Raw genomic sequence first — 15,183 nt, forward strand, 5'->3', positions numbered from 1 at the left:
TTAGTCAAATTTATACTTGGTAAACCACTTATCGTTAAGCGTAAAGCCCAAGTGAATGTTAACGTAGTTTTCTTTAACCAAACCGTTAACCAATGAACCACGCTGACCAACTTCTGCAGCGATGTTGATTTTGTAGTAACTACCGTTGTTTGAGCGAAGCGGTAAGCCCAAACCTATAGTACCGGCATACCTTTTAATAGTACGGCCATTGATGTGCATATAGGTTTCATCATAAAGAGCACCTAAACGGTAATCAACAGTGGCAAGGTAGTTTCTGATGGTTGAGATATTAGGCGTATATGAACCACCTATGTTGAATGTTTTGCTATCCTGTAAGCCCTGGTTTACACCGGCAATTGATAAGTCGGACCATTTACCCATAGAGTAATCGGCACCAACAAGAAACTTTCCATCGTTTTGAAAAGAGATACCGAACCTGTTGATCTGCGGTAGTTTCAGTTTTGATTTTGGGCCGGTTGTACTCACCACACTATCGGCAGCTATGTCCTGGTTACCGTTGGCGTCATTAAAATACTGGCTAACAACAAAACTGCTTTGCGTATGTAGCTTTGTACCCGCCGAAGCCGAATAGCCGAAAACGAGGTGTTTTGTTTCAGAAAAATCAAATGAATATTGCAAACCGTAATCGTAATTGATACCACCAATGGCATTGCTCGATTCAATTTTTGAATTTATTGCACCTGCAAGATTAGGGATTTCGGTGGTGGCAATATCTTTAATGTTACCAAATATGTATGATACGTTTGCACCTAATAGCAAGTGCTTGCCTATACCAAAACCATATCCAAAATATGCTTTTGATAAGCTACCATCGCCGCTGTAGCTATAATTGGTTACGTTGGTATCAGCAGGCGAACCTGAATTTCCCATTTTATTAACCGTTCTTTTATAGTTGTAACCACGCTCACTGTATGGCAACAAACCAAAGCTTAATGCCGAACGCTTTGAAGTAGGAATAGCGAACGCGATATGATTAAGCCTGAAATTGCTGTTTTTTTGACTTGCCGCTCCTGTTTGGTTCAGTGTTAAAAAGTTGGCATATAAACCCACATCAATAGTTGTAAGGTTAACGGCGCCGTATGATGCCGGGTTTATAACGTTGATGTTATTAAAAAAACCTATTTTGTTGGTAGCAACAGCTATACCGCCCATACCTATATTCTGGCCCATAAGTTGAGGATCAATATCGCCAATACCGTAACGTGAATATGGAGAGCTTGAAGTTGCCGTTGATTGCGCGTGTACAGAGAAAGCGGCAACAGCCAATAAAAGTGTTATAAAAAACCGGGTATATTTAATCATTATGCTTTTGTATAGCTGCGTTTAATCCTTTTAAAACCAAATACGGTTCAATTTTTATGTAGCGGGCAAAGATGCTATTTTTCAATAGAGTATCAAAAAAAATGCTGTCGCCCCCGCTTAATATAATGTTCAGTTGCTCACCGACGGTTTTATAACTTTCAATAAAACCGGTAAGCTCATATTTTATTCCGTTTTGTACTCCCGAACGGATGGCGGTTGTTGTATTGTTACCGTATGCCGCATCAAAATCAGCGTCGGCCTCAATGAGCGGCAAACCTGCCGTGTAATTATTTAAAGCCTTATAACGCATATTTAAGCCCGGCGATATACTCCCGCCAAAATAATTCCCTTCGGCATCAACACCATCATAAGTAATGGCAGTCCCTCCGGTTATTACCAGGCTGTTTTGCCCCGGGAACATGTGATACGCGCCTATAACAGCCGCCAGCCTATCGGGGCCGAGGGTTTCGGGGGTTAAATAATGGTTATTTATTCCGCTGGTCATAAATGTATTAAATTGAATCAGCGGAATTTTTTGCCCCAGTATAGCCTGCCAGGCTTCTTTACTTTTTTTTACCGATGATACAATTGCCTTAACAGGGTTGTATTTGCTAAGTAAACCATCAAGAGCTGGCTCGTCAATGGATTCATATTGGTTCGCCTCAAGCATTACATCCAGGTTAAAAACCGCGATTTTGATGAGGGTATTACCAATGTCGATAACCAGACTGGTCATCAGGCCCTAACTATTGATAATATTGATTCAAAAATAGCTAAACCGTCCTCATTGGCTAACAAGCTATCGGCAGCACGCTCAGGGTGTGGCATTAAACCAAACACATTCCTGGTTAGGTTGGTAATACCAGCTATGTTTTCCAATGAGCCGTTAGGGTTCGAATCGGCAGTGATATTACCGGCCTCATCACAATACCTGAACATTACCTGGTCATTATCATTAAGGGCTTTAATTACATCGGCATCAGCAAAGTAATTACCTTCACCATGTGCAATCGGGATCCTTAATGGTTGCTGAGGATCAAGCTGCGCTGTAAGCAGCGACTGTGATGTTTGTGGTTTTAAGTAAATGTTGCTGCAAATAAATTTGCGGTTGGTGTTGTGCAATAAAGCACCTGGCAACAAACCTGCTTCGGTCAGGATCTGGAAACCGTTGCAGATCCCCATTACGTAACCACCTTTTGCTGCAAACTGGATCACCTCCTGCATAATTGGCGAAAAACGCGAAATAGCGCCTGAACGCAGGTAATCGCCAAATGAAAAACCACCGGGTAAAACAACAAAGTCAACACCTTGCAGATCATGATCTTTATGCCATAACCTTACTACCTGCTGACCCATTATCTTTTCTAATACATAAATGATATCTTCATCACAATTAGAGCCGGGAAATATAACTACTCCAAACTTCATCAGTATTACTTTTAAAATGGGGTGAACCTAAATAGCTTGTTATTATAGTTTCAGGCTACAAAACTAACATAACCACCGAAATAAGGACGAATGTAAAAGTTAAAATTTGTTAAACTGAAAATAAATAATGCTGATAAACAACAGTAGATACAGTATTTCATAAAACCAGCGCTTTGTTGCATACAAAAAATAATAGGCAAAAAACACCGTTGCCGGCACCACGCAAAGCAAAAAATGGCTCAGGCGAAACTCTGAATTAAGATAAAATGAAAGCGCCGTAGTCAGAAAAATGAAAAACAACAACTGAAATGTTTTACGGATCTGTACGTAACTTTTAAAGAAATTTTGTTGCAGTTTAAAAAAACAAAGCACCAATATCAAAATAACCGGCGCCAGCAAAAGGTAGTTATAAGAGTTTATGCTGATATGATCCGGAAACTTTTTACCTAAGGGCAGCCAGATATGCGTAAACCGGGGCAGCATGTCGTTCAGGAAATAGATAACCGCCAGGAAAAAAAATACGGTTACATAACCCAGTATCGAAATAACCCACTCGCGCCAGTTAAACGGCCGGTACACAATAAGCGCCACCCAGATAGCTAAAAACAAATAAATAAACGGGAAATACACAAGCGAGCCCACCGCTACGATCATGCCTACATCATAAGTTGCCGATTTAACATCCTCACCCTTATAAAGGTTGAATAATTTATACAGCATCCATATAAGCAGAAAATTACATATAAGCGGCGCACTTAATGTTAAAAAAGGCGTAAACAAACCGGCAAGCGTAACATACATTAACGCTGGTAAAAAAGTTGGTTTGCCCAATAAGTTATGGTGATTGATGAGCGAATTAAGCAATAATGCTTGCGCGAATACCAGCCCGCCCGCAATTATCACATTCAACAGTGGCGAAAAAGCGTATTCATATTTTACCGGGACCAGCAGCCGGGCAAATGGTTCAACAAAAATAAATTCAACCTTTTCGGGGACTTGTGCCATATAACCCACCCGGAGCACGAACAGCAAAATAGCCAGCCATAAAATATTAAGGGGATTATAGTTCCGGAAAAGATTGATCATATTATGCGGCCGTATTTGCGGTTGCAAAATTAGCAGAAAAACAGCTTACGTTGCAATGCTTTAAACTCTTGCGTATTGCTTTACCAGTTTATCAACTATAGCGGCTGTTTCGTCAGGAAAATCAACGATGATTTTTTTGCTGTCGTTTATCCAGTTACTTAAATGGCCTGTGAATTTTTCATTGATTTCACTCACCACCGGAACGCCCAGTTTAGAGGCCGATAGCGCGTTGCACTGCTGCTCATATTGCCCCTTCATGGGTATCATCATTACCTTTTTCTGCAAAAACAACGCTTCGGCAGGGCCTTCAAAACCACCGCCGGTAAGCAAGCCGGTACAGCTGGCCAAACTTTTATTGAAAGCCTCATTATTTACCGGGAATATCTCCACGTTACCAGACTGATAGGCTTGTTTCTGGCGTTTTGAAAACACCTGCCATTTAACCTCTTTTTGTGTACTCAGGTACTTCAGCAGGGTTTTATCGTCATATGCCGGCAAATAAACGGTATAATGCCCCAGATCAGAAGTTTCCATCTGCCTGATCTCGCTGCGGATCACGGGCGTATTGATAAACGTATCATAGCGCTCAAAATGGAACCCCACATGATAAGTGGTAGGCGAATAATTTTTTAAAAGCCACTGCGCAAAAGGGTCCTTTTTTTCGGGCCTCGGCGTATTGGGCGATACAAATGAACACTGATGGCTTAATGAAACAGACGGCACGCCTCTCAATTTGCAGGCCCAGGCACTTACAGGTTCAAAATCGTTGATGATAAGATCATACTGTTTCAGGGGGAGGCTCCGTAAATCGCGCTGAAACTGACGAAGGTTCATGATTTTCCAGGTGGCCCAGTTATCTACGCCACCATTAGTGCCAAATACAAAACTTACGCCATGAAACTTATATTTCAGGGGTTGAGATAACGAAACTTCCGCTTCGGTGCCGCTCACCAGCAGGTCAACCTCACCGTACTGTTGCAGCAGGGGTACAATTTCCCTTGCCCGGCTAATATGTCCGTTACCTGTTCCCTGTATACCAAACAGTATCTTCATTAAAATAATTTCTTTTCAAAAAGGATGATGATTGCGCGGTGCAGGTGTAGCAGACATGCTGATTTACCTCCGCCAATATTCAGGGGGTTAATTTAGTAAAGAAAAATGTTTTCGCCGTGTAATTTAATCGTGTTCGTGCTTAAAACGCTCCAGCAGGTTTTTAACGTCAAGCATGGCGTTCAAATCTTCCGAATCGGTTTTATCTTCTTCATCCGCATCGGTATTGAAATCATCAGGCTTATATCTGAATACTTCCCACTTACCGTCGTTATACTCCAACGCGCTCAGGCTTTCTACCCAATCGCCCGAGTTTAGATAAAGTACCGAACCGTTATTTTGGGTTGATGTAATTTCCCTGATCTCGGCGTGGTGAATGTGACCACAAATTACATAGCTGTATTCTTTATCCACAGCCAGGTCGGCCGCGGTTTGTTCAAACTGGTTAATGAATTTTACAGCCTCTTTAAAACTGGCTTTCACCTTTTGCGAAAAGCTCATTTTCTGCCTGCCAATAGCTGTCAGGAACCAGTTCACAAAACTGTTAATCAAAATAAGCGTATCATAACCCACTGCGCCCAATTTGGCCAGCCACTTAGAGTGCTGCATGGTAACGTCAAAAACATCCCCATGAAAAATCCAGGCCTTTTTACCGTCGATATTAAGCACAAGTTTATCAAGCAGCTGAAAAGTGCCCATGTTAAAATCGGTAAACTTGCGCAGCATTTCGTCATGGTTGCCGGTTAAATAATAAACCGGGATACCATCAGTAACAAACTTAAGGATACGGCGCACCACTTTCATGTGTGCTTCGGGCCAGTACGATTTACTAAATTGCCAAATATCAATAATATCGCCGTTCAGGATAAGGATTTTGGGCTTGATGCTTTTTAAATATTTAAGCAATTCTTTTGCGTGACAGCCGTAAGTACCAAGGTGCACATCAGATATTACTACAATATCAACTTCGCGTTTTGCCATTAAATTAAGGGGCTATTTTACAGGCCGGCATGATTTGGTTAGCCGGAAAAAACAATATGTTATTAATAAAGCAACGATTACTCGTCGTCCTCATCTTCGTTAACTGTCAATTCATATGGACTTGCGTAGAAGCAGCCGACAAGTATCAGCAACCCTATAACTACCAAATAAGCATACTCAAAATTCATTACAAAGATTTTTACAAATGTCTGAAATCTAACATTATCCTACTGTTAAGACTACATTAAATGTAAAAGGTTACTTTGCTGTACTAAATTTATTTTTTATCCTGTCGAGCTGTTTTAAGTGGTGCTGTAAATGGATGCGGATAAACTTAAACCATTGTTTGGCATTAAGCATTCCGAGGCGGGGATGTCTGTATTTATTGGCCGGCGAAGAACCTGCAATAAGCGGCATGGTAGTATCAACCCGCTTGCGGCATTTTATGATCAGGTTTTTAGCATCTTCCTTACTGATTTTATTGGCAGCCATTTTATCACCAACCGTATTGGGAACTGTTGTTTTAACGGGCGGAAACTTACCCAACAGCAGCAAGATCCTACCTTCCCAGTTAATGCCTTTTTTGGTGGGTTCGCAATTGCCATGCGTACAACGTTCAAGCGCTATTGATGAACCAAGCGTAGCCTGCATAATGTGACTATACACCTCCGCAAACGACCAGCCGCCATTTGGCGGAGCAACATCAAACAACTCATCGGGTATAATATCCAGTTGTTTGCGGTATTCGTCAAGGGCTGCGTCAATGGCTTTACGTTCTTTAGCAATACTCATAAAAGTAAAGTTAACTCTTTTAAATGAGCAATCTGCACGGTTACATCATCCGGCTTTTCGAGGTTAAAAGGGTTAAAATAAATGGCGTCCATGCCAAAATTCAGCGCCCCGCGAATATCGGCCTCTATGCTATCTCCTATCATTACGCTTTCGGCTTTTGATGCACCAGCTAAATCAAGCGCATGCTGAAATATCGCTTTATCGGGTTTATTGACGCCTATATCTTCAGAAATGATGATGTTTTGAAAATATTTTGCCAGGTCAGTTCCGGCTATTTTTATGCGGGTTGAATCTTTAAATCCGTTCGAGATCAGGTGCAGGGTATACTTCGATTGCAGGTATTGCAAGGTTTCGTGCGCGTGCGGAAACAGGTTGGTTTTAGTAGGACAAAGTTTTACGTACTCGTCCTCAAAATCAAGCGGCATCAGGTCGGGGTGCAGACCAAGATCAGTAAAAGTTGACTTGAAACGGGCTTCGCGCAATTCATCTTTGGTGATCTCGCCAATATGGTATTGTGCCCAAAGACGGTGATTGTTACGGGTATAAGTTTCGATAAATAACTCGGCAGACTCCAAGCCTATTTCTGCAAGTTGATGGATCACATATAACTCCTGCAAGGCTTCTTCGGCATTTTTATCAAAATCCCAGATGGTATGGTCGAGGTCAAAGAAGATGTGTTTATACTTTATATAGGATTTCGGATTTTCGATTTCGGAATTATTCATTTTCGGATTTTCGATTTCGGAATTTTTTATTCCCTGATTAAAAATTCAAAATTAAGAAATTCAATCCTACTAAATCCGAAATCCAAACTTCGAAATCCGAGATCAGAGTAAATTCGAAATCAAAATAAATCCGAAATCGAAAATCCGAAATCCGAAATCGGACTACGATTTCTCTCCAAAGGCCAGATCCCCTGCATCGCCCAAGCCAGGTACTATATAAGCTTTGCTGGTCATTTCATCATCAACAGCGCAAACCCAAATTTTGGCTTTGGGCAGGTTTGCTTTTACATGAGCTACCCCTTCGGTGCTGGCAATTACAGCGGCAATGTGCAGTTCTTTTATAGAGTATTGGGCCATCAGCTCCTTGCAAACGGCAACAACGCTTTGCCCTGTAGCCAGCATGGTATCGCACAAAATAAAAATCTTATCATCAAGGTTAGGTGTAGCGATATGATCAACCTGGATCAGGAAGCTGCCATTGCGTTTCACCTTGCGATAAGCGGTGATAAACGCCGATGACGACTGATCAAAGAACTGCATAAAGCCTTGATAAAACGGCAAACCGGCCCGCAATATAATGCCCAATACCGGCTCGTCTGCAAGTACGTTAACGCTGGCGGTGCCCAGCGGGGTCTGAATTTCTTTTGTTTCGTAATGTAATGATTTGCTCAGCTCATAAGCCAGTATGGCGCCCAGCCGCTCCTGGTTTCGCCTGAAGCGTTCCTTATCCTGCTGGATAACAGCATCCCGCAATTCGGCCAGAAACTGGTTGGCAATGGTATCGGTTTTATTGAGGATGAAAATCATGCTTAAATTTAAGCGTTTTTCGGCAATAGCATCATTATTTGTTTATTAAATGTCATATCGGGTCGTCAGTAATAAATTTTATTTTGAATATATGTAGTCAACTACGTAGATTTGTACATAAATATTAAAGTCATGAATACTACACCGATTATAAGCTCATTAAACAATACCTATTGCCAGCAGATCATTGATATCATTTTGCCAATTCAACAAATAGAGTTTAACGTGCCCATTACACTTGAAGCCCAACCCGACTTGTTGGATATTGAAACCAACTACCACCAAACCGGCGGCAATTTTTGGGGCGCTAACTACAACGAACAGCTTGTTGGCACCATAGCTCTGATTGCTTTTGGCGATAATGCCGCGGCTATCCGCAAAATGTTTGTGCTTAAAGATTATCGCGGCAAGGAGCTGGGCATTGCGCAACTATTGTTGGATAACCTTATTGCCTATTGCAGGCAAAACAATATTACATCCATTTATTTAGGTACGGTTGAAGTGTTGAAAGCCGCTCATCGCTTTTATGAAAGAAATGGCTTTACACGGCTTGCCAAAAACGATCTGCCAGAATCATTCCCGCTTATGGCTGCGGATACTATTTTTTATGAGTTACATTTGAACAACTAATAGCGGAATAATGAATGTAATTGACGAATCGGGAATTTTAGCGATCTCAACAAGACTGCAGCGTTTGGCCGAGCAGCTGCGTAAAGAAGGGGTACTCATTTACAAAGCCAACAATATTGAATTTGAACCCAAATGGTTCCCGGTTATTTATACGTTGCATTTTAAGCCGATGCTGAGCGTAGTTGAAATTGCCGCCGAAATTGGCTACACCCATCCTTCAACAATAAGCCTGTTAAAAGAGTTGGAAAAAGAAAAACTCATCCGCTCAAAAAAAGATAAGGCCGACGAAAGGAAGCGGCTTATTATGTTAACAACAAAAGGCCAGGAACTTATAGAACGTATGAAACCGGTTTGGGAAATTATAAAAGCAGCCGCCGCCGAAATTGCCGATACCCAAAACAACCTGATGAAGGCAATTACCGAAGCTGAAGAAAAATTAAAACAGCAAAGTTTTTTGGATAGGGCACTGCGGTTGAAAGCGGAGATGTAAATGATTACCACTGGTCACGAGTTAAAATCATCTTAAAAACCATGTCATTGCGAGGAGCAGACAGGGCCGTGCAATGGGGCGACGCGGCAATCTCGTCGTTATGCCTGTGCGGTATGCAAAGCCGCTAAGCATAGCTACGAGATTGCCACGCTATCGCTCGCAATGACATAACTTTCTATTTTATCTCCCCCGGCACAACAATGTTGACATACGGTTGTCATTACCATGTACTTATTTTGATTTACAAACCCTGTTTCTGGATTATTTGTATTTTTACATAACAACATGGATTTTCAATTAACATCTCAATATAAACCCACCGGCGATCAGCCCGAAGCTATACGGCAGCTGGTTGAAGGTATCAACAATGGCGACCAGTATCAAACCCTTTTGGGTGTTACCGGATCGGGCAAAACGTTTACAGTTGCCAATATTATAGCACAAACACAAAAGCCCACACTCATCCTGAGCCACAATAAAACCCTGGCGGCGCAGCTGTATGGCGAGTTTAAGCAGTTTTTTCCCGAAAACGCGGTAAACTACTTTGTGTCATATTACGATTATTATCAACCGGAAGCGTTTATCCCTACCACAAACACCTACATAGAAAAAGACCTGCAGATAAACGAAGAGATAGAAAAGCTTCGTTTACGCACTACTTCGGCTTTAATGTCGGGCAGGCGCGATGTTATCGTGGTATCATCCATATCATGCATCTACGGTATGGGTAACCCGGACGACTTTGCAGATTCGGTTTTCAAATTTGCCGTGGGTACCCGTATCAGCAGGAATGCTTTTTTGCACCGTCTTGTCGAAATTTTGTATGCCCGCACCACTGCCGATTTTAAACGCGGAACATTCAGGGTAAAAGGTGACACCGTGGATATTTTTCCAGCTTATCTGGATTACGCGTATCGAATTTCATTTTTTGGCGATGACATTGAAGAGTTAAGTGCCTTTGACATCGGTACCGGCAAAACCATCGAAAAAATGGCCCACATGGTGGTTTATCCCGCCAACCTGTACGTAGCACCCCGTGAGCGCTTTTTGCAGTCTATCTGGGCCATACAGGAAGAATTGGAAACCCGCAAAAAGCAATTTATTGACGATGGCCGTTTCCTGGAAGCTAAACGTTTGGAAGAAAGGGTTAATTACGACCTGGAAATGATCCGTGAGCTGGGTTACTGCTCTGGCATCGAGAACTATTCCCGCTTTTTTGACGGACGCAAGCCTGGTGCAAGGCCATTCTGCTTGCTCGACTATTTCCCGGAAGATTACCTGATGGTGATTGACGAAAGTCACGTAACCGTTCCGCAGATCAGGGCCATGTATGGCGGTGACCGTTCGCGCAAGATCTCATTGGTTGATTATGGTTTCCGCTTACCGGCCGCTTTGGATAACCGTCCGCTTAATTTCCAGGAGTTTGAAAACCTGGCGCCGCAAACTGTTTACGTAAGTGCTACCCCGGGCGATTTTGAGCTGGAAAAATCGGGTGGTGTTGTGGTTGAACAGGTTATTCGCCCTACCGGACTGCTTGACCCGGTTATCGATGTTCGCCCGGTAATAAACCAGGTAGATGACCTGCTTGACGAAGTAGATAAAACCATTAAAAAAGGCGATCGCGTGTTGGTAACTACACTTACCAAACGTATGGCCGAAGAGTTGGCCAAATACATGGACAGATTGGGCATTAAATGCCGTTACATCCACTCAGAGGTTAAAACCCTGCAGCGTGTGGAAATTTTACGGGGCCTGCGCCTTGGCGAATTTGATGTACTGATAGGTATCAACTTATTGCGCGAAGGTTTGGATTTACCTGAAGTATCGTTAGTGGCCATTTTAGATGCCGACAAAGAAGGCTTTTTAAGATCGGAACGTTCATTGATCCAGACTATCGGTCGCGCTGCCCGTAATGACCGTGGCCGGGTGATCATGTATGCCGATACCATAACCGATTCGATGCAGATAACGATGGATGAAACCAACCGTCGCCGGGAAATCCAGATTGCCTACAATACGCAGCATGGCATTACACCGCTAACTGTTGGCAAAACCCGCGAGGAAATTATGGAACAAACATCGGTTGTTGACTTTAAAGGCGGGGTACAACAAGCCTACGTAGAAACGGATACCGTTACCCTTGCTGCCGACCCTATTGTTCAATACATGACCAAAGCCGATCTGAAAAAATCAATCGACAATACTAAAAAAGACATGCTTGCCGCCGCCAAAAACATGGATTTCCTTTTGGCAGCCAAGCTACGCGACGAAATGTTTGCTTTGGAAAAAATGATGGAGGAGAAGTTTTAGGCTTCAGATTTCAGATGTGCAAATTCCAAATGTGCAGATGATTGTCTGAACCTGGATTTATCGGATTTTTGGATTGATAGAATTAGCAGCTGTTTTTTTCATTTGCATATTTGCACATCTATAATCTGCATATCCATTAATTTGCACATCTGCACATTTGAAATTTGCACATTATCAACTCAAATCATAATAAAACATTTTTAACGTTATATACCTTATATTTGTAAGCTCAAAATTAACAGTATGATTCTTATTCGTTTCCTGATCATATCTATCTGTATATTATACATAGTACGCAGTTTGGCGCGTTACCTGCTGCCATTCCTTTTTGAAAGCGTGGTAAATAAAGCGCAACAACAATATCAGCAACAACAACGTAATTATAACGAGGGTCCAAAACCTGATGGCAAAATCAGGATTGATCATATTCCGCAGCCTAAAAAAGGCAGTGTGCCCGATAGCGAAGGTGAGTTTGTTGATTACGAAGAAGTAAAATAACCTAAATCAATAAACTATGGACACTAACCCGGTATTTAACAGGCGTCATAACCATAATAATACGCCCGCCTCGGTAACACTTATTATCACCAACTTTATAGTATTTGGCCTGTCCACCCAAATGTTTACTTCCTGTGCCGGCATTAACACTTTCTTCTGGGTGGTTTTGGCGGCTTTAGCTGTATATAATTACTTTACCATTCGTAAATACCGCGAAGATTATGACAAACCCCAGGTCATAGCCTACGTGGTGAGCCTTGTTGTAATGATAGGCTTATATTTTGTTTTGCGGTACGCACAACACTGCTAACAAATTCCTTAACAAAACTTATAATTCCTATTCTCATTGTAATTTCTATTTTTGAGGAATATAATATCCATTTCAAAAAATTTAAATGAATAACTGGTTTAAGCGTAACGGCATTCATTTTGCCATAGCTGCAATTTTCTTAGTGATCTGCTTTATCTATTTAACCCCGGCATTTCAGGGTAAAACGTTAGGGCAAAATGACGTTACAAGGGCACAATCAACCCAAAAAGAAATTAATGATTATAAGGCCAAAGATACCACCATACTTTGGACCAATCAGATTTACGGGGGCATGCCTACCTACCAGGTTTGGGCACCTTATAAAGCCAACTTAACAACCCATATTGTTGATATTATCAACAGAACGTTCCCTGCGCCAATAGGTACAGTATTGTTGTTTTTATTGGGCACATACTTTTTATTCATTGTATTAAAGGTAAATCCATGGCTTTCGGCGGCGGGAGCGGTGGCATTCACCTTTTCATCATATAATATCATTCTTTTGGTAGCCGGTCACTCAAACCAGGCATTTGCTATAGCCTTTTTCGGGCCGATACTTGCGGGTATTATCCTCACACTTCGTGGTAAGCATTTGTTAGGTTTTTCGGTTACCGCGTTGTTTTTGGCCATGGAGATCAGGGCCAACCACGTACAAATGACCTATTACCTGATGCTGGCTCTATTGATCATGCTGGGTATTGAACTTTACCACGCTATTAAAAATAAAACCTTAAATGATTTCATTAAATCGGTTGGATATATAGCAGCAGCGCTTGCACTGGCGGTGGCGGTAAACGCATCTATATTATGGAGTACTGCCGATTATGGCAGCGAAAGCATCCGCGGTAAATCAAACCTTACCAGGCAAGCCTCAGAACCAAACAACGGTTTGCCTCGTGACTATGCCTACGAATGGAGCCAGGGCGTGGGTGAATGTTTAACGTTCCTTATCCCTAATGCTTATGGCGGTAGTAGCCAGGGATCAATTGACCCTGAATCACATGTAGTTAAGGCTTTAAGCGGTACGGGCGTGGACCCTAATCAAGTAGTTGGAATTTCGGCTCAATATTTACCGCTTTATTGGGGAGATAAACAATTCACAGAAGGGCCGTTTTATTTCGGGGCTGTAATTTGCCTGTTGTTTGTGTGGGGCTTAATGATTGTTAAAAACCGTATCAAATGGTGGTTATTAGGCGCGGTTGTTGTAACCATGTTACTATCTTTTGGCCGAAACTGGCCTTACCTGTCTGATTTGTTCTTTAATTACTTCCCGCTTTATAATAAGTTCCGTGCAGTAGAATCAATATTGGCTGTTGCCGGATTTTGCTTCCCTATCCTTGCCGTATTGGCGGTTAACGAGGCCATAGTGAATGAAGACAAGGCAAACTTATTCAAAAAACTCAAGATTGCCCTTTATATTACAGGAGGTATAACACTTGTTGTTGCAGCTATACCTTCATTACTCCTATCGTTCAGCGTTCGCGAACAAACTGCTGGTATTATCTCTCAAATAGCTCAGCAATTTAAATTAGATGGAGCATCCGTTACCCGTGCATTAATTGCAGACAGGGAATCAATAGCACAGGCAGATGCTATCCGCTCACTTATATTTATCGTCATTTCATTTGGTTTGGCCTGGGCTTTCCTTAAAAAGAAGATTAACCCAACTGTCCTATCTCTCGGCTTTTTAGCGTTGATTCTTGTTGACCTTTGGAGTATCGACAAACGGTATTTAAACACAGATAGCTTTGCTCCAAAACAGGACAACGAAACCCCGCAGCCACGCGAGGTTGACCAATTTATCATGAAAGATAAAGACCCTGATTTCCATGTATTTGACGCTACGAAGTATCTTCCTGGTGATGGCTTTACCCCGTTTTTCTACAAATCTTTAGGTGGCTATTCTGCAGCGAGGTTAAAACGCTGGCAAGAATTATTTGATAATCAATTAACCAAAAGTATCAACCAGGATGTGCTGGATATGATGAACGTTAAATACATCATCAATTCTGATCCTAAAACACAAAACGTAGGTATGCAGGTAAACCAAACTGCCTGCGGTCATGCATGGTTTGTTAAAAGCATTAAATATGCTGATAATGCCGACCAGGAAATGGTTGCCATCAGCAGCTTTACACCCAAAGATGAGGCCATTGTTGATAAACAATACAAAAGCGTTATCGACGAAAAAACTTTAGGTGCCGGAGCCGGTGAAGGAAAAATTGAGCTTACCAGCTACTCACCAGATCACATGGTTTACCAAAGCGGTTCTACTGCATCACAAATAGCAGTATTCTCTGAGGTATACTATAATAAAGGCTGGAAAATGTATATCGACGGTGTTGAAAAACCTTATTTCCGTGCCGATTATCTTTTACGTGCCGCACAGATCCCTGTTGGTAACCACAAAATTGAGTTTATATTCCACCCGGCATCTTACTACACCGGCGAGAATATCTCTTTAGCAGGTTCAATCCTGCTGGTACTTGCCTTAGGTGGTGCCGCTTATACCGAAAACAAAAAGAAAACTCCGGCTACAAAACCGGCTGATAAAAAAGCATAAGCATTAAGCTTAGAAATAAAAAAGCGATGGGCAATGCTCATCGCTTTTTTTGTGGGATTTACTCAACCAACTCTTTTACTGGCGCAAGTATGAAGGGATGGGAATTGCGTAAAGGCTACTTGTGCCATCGTCGAGGCACAAGTAGCGATTGCCCACAAACGGCCCTACATACTTGCGCCAGATCTTAAAT

At 42.0% G+C, this 15,183-nt stretch carries 15 protein-coding genes; 6 read left to right on the forward strand and 9 right to left on the reverse strand.

The annotated features are described in order from the left end of the window. From EAH55_RS29890 to upp, 9 genes are all read right to left on the reverse strand, one after another. Window positions 1-1,323 (reverse strand): hypothetical protein, encoded by a 1,323-nt coding sequence (locus tag EAH55_RS29890; protein ID WP_114941586.1) that lies wholly within the window; start codon window positions 1,321-1,323, stop codon window positions 1-3. Beyond that, window positions 1,316-2,059, reverse strand: a complete 744-nt coding sequence (locus EAH55_RS29895; RefSeq protein WP_121812918.1) for a type III pantothenate kinase — start codon at window positions 2,057-2,059, stop codon at window positions 1,316-1,318. Before EAH55_RS29895 ends, EAH55_RS29890 begins: the two co-directional genes overlap by 8 nt. Continuing rightward, the gene (purQ, locus tag EAH55_RS29900; RefSeq protein WP_121812919.1) at window positions 2,059-2,751 is read right to left on the reverse strand and encodes a phosphoribosylformylglycinamidine synthase subunit PurQ; all 693 of its coding nucleotides are present in this window, start codon (window positions 2,749-2,751) and stop codon (window positions 2,059-2,061) included. Before purQ ends, EAH55_RS29895 begins: the two co-directional genes overlap by 1 nt. Window positions 2,752-2,850: 99 nt before the next feature. After that, entirely contained in the window at window positions 2,851-3,837 is a 987-nt protein-coding gene (locus tag EAH55_RS29905; RefSeq protein ID WP_121812920.1) for a DUF6427 family protein, read from the reverse strand. A 60-nt stretch (window positions 3,838-3,897) separates the two neighbouring features. Beyond that, a complete protein-coding gene (locus EAH55_RS29910; RefSeq protein ID WP_121812921.1) occupies window positions 3,898-4,890 on the reverse strand; it encodes a glycosyltransferase family protein in 993 nt (330 codons plus the stop codon). Window positions 4,891-5,013: 123 nt separating this feature from the next. Continuing rightward, window positions 5,014-5,868: a UDP-2,3-diacylglucosamine diphosphatase gene (locus EAH55_RS29915; protein ID WP_114941591.1), complete on the reverse strand. Its 855-nt coding sequence runs from the start codon at window positions 5,866-5,868 to the stop codon at window positions 5,014-5,016. Between the two features lie 258 nt (window positions 5,869-6,126). Beyond that, a complete protein-coding gene (locus EAH55_RS29925) occupies window positions 6,127-6,660 on the reverse strand; it encodes a DinB family protein (RefSeq protein ID WP_121812923.1) in 534 nt (177 codons plus the stop codon). Continuing rightward, window positions 6,657-7,385: a YjjG family noncanonical pyrimidine nucleotidase gene (locus EAH55_RS29930; protein WP_121812924.1), complete on the reverse strand. Its 729-nt coding sequence runs from the start codon at window positions 7,383-7,385 to the stop codon at window positions 6,657-6,659. The genes EAH55_RS29925 and EAH55_RS29930 overlap by 4 nt, the downstream gene beginning before the upstream one ends. A gap of 162 nt (window positions 7,386-7,547) precedes the next feature. Next, complete coding sequence (gene upp / locus EAH55_RS29935; protein WP_121812925.1) at window positions 7,548-8,192, reverse strand: uracil phosphoribosyltransferase; 645 nt, start codon at window positions 8,190-8,192, stop codon at window positions 7,548-7,550. 132 nt (window positions 8,193-8,324) lie between these two features. On the opposite strand from upp, the gene EAH55_RS29940 reads away from it, so the two are divergent. From EAH55_RS29940 to EAH55_RS29965, 6 genes are all read left to right on the forward strand, one after another. Beyond that, complete coding sequence (locus tag EAH55_RS29940; RefSeq protein WP_121812926.1) at window positions 8,325-8,822, forward strand: GNAT family N-acetyltransferase; 498 nt, start codon at window positions 8,325-8,327, stop codon at window positions 8,820-8,822. Between the two features lie 10 nt (window positions 8,823-8,832). Beyond that, on the forward strand, window positions 8,833-9,312 hold the full coding sequence (locus tag EAH55_RS29945) for a MarR family transcriptional regulator (RefSeq protein WP_114941597.1): 480 nt from the start codon (window positions 8,833-8,835) through the stop codon (window positions 9,310-9,312). Window positions 9,313-9,597: 285 nt separating this feature from the next. Next, window positions 9,598-11,622, forward strand: a complete 2,025-nt coding sequence (uvrB, locus tag EAH55_RS29950) for an excinuclease ABC subunit UvrB (RefSeq protein WP_121812927.1) — start codon at window positions 9,598-9,600, stop codon at window positions 11,620-11,622. A 243-nt stretch (window positions 11,623-11,865) separates the two neighbouring features. Next, entirely contained in the window at window positions 11,866-12,120 is a 255-nt protein-coding gene (locus EAH55_RS29955) for a DUF4834 family protein (protein WP_114941599.1), read from the forward strand. A gap of 16 nt (window positions 12,121-12,136) precedes the next feature. Beyond that, entirely contained in the window at window positions 12,137-12,430 is a 294-nt protein-coding gene (locus tag EAH55_RS29960; RefSeq protein ID WP_112575671.1) for a hypothetical protein, read from the forward strand. An 85-nt stretch (window positions 12,431-12,515) separates the two neighbouring features. Beyond that, window positions 12,516-14,993, forward strand: coding sequence for a glycosyltransferase family protein (locus tag EAH55_RS29965; RefSeq protein ID WP_121812928.1), 2,478 nt, complete (start codon window positions 12,516-12,518; stop codon window positions 14,991-14,993). The last annotated feature ends 190 nt before the right edge of the window (window positions 14,994-15,183 follow it).

The sequence above is a fragment of the Mucilaginibacter kameinonensis genome, assembly GCF_003675385.1.
In the GTDB taxonomy this organism is placed as follows: Bacteria; Bacteroidota; Bacteroidia; order Sphingobacteriales; family Sphingobacteriaceae; genus Mucilaginibacter; species Mucilaginibacter kameinonensis.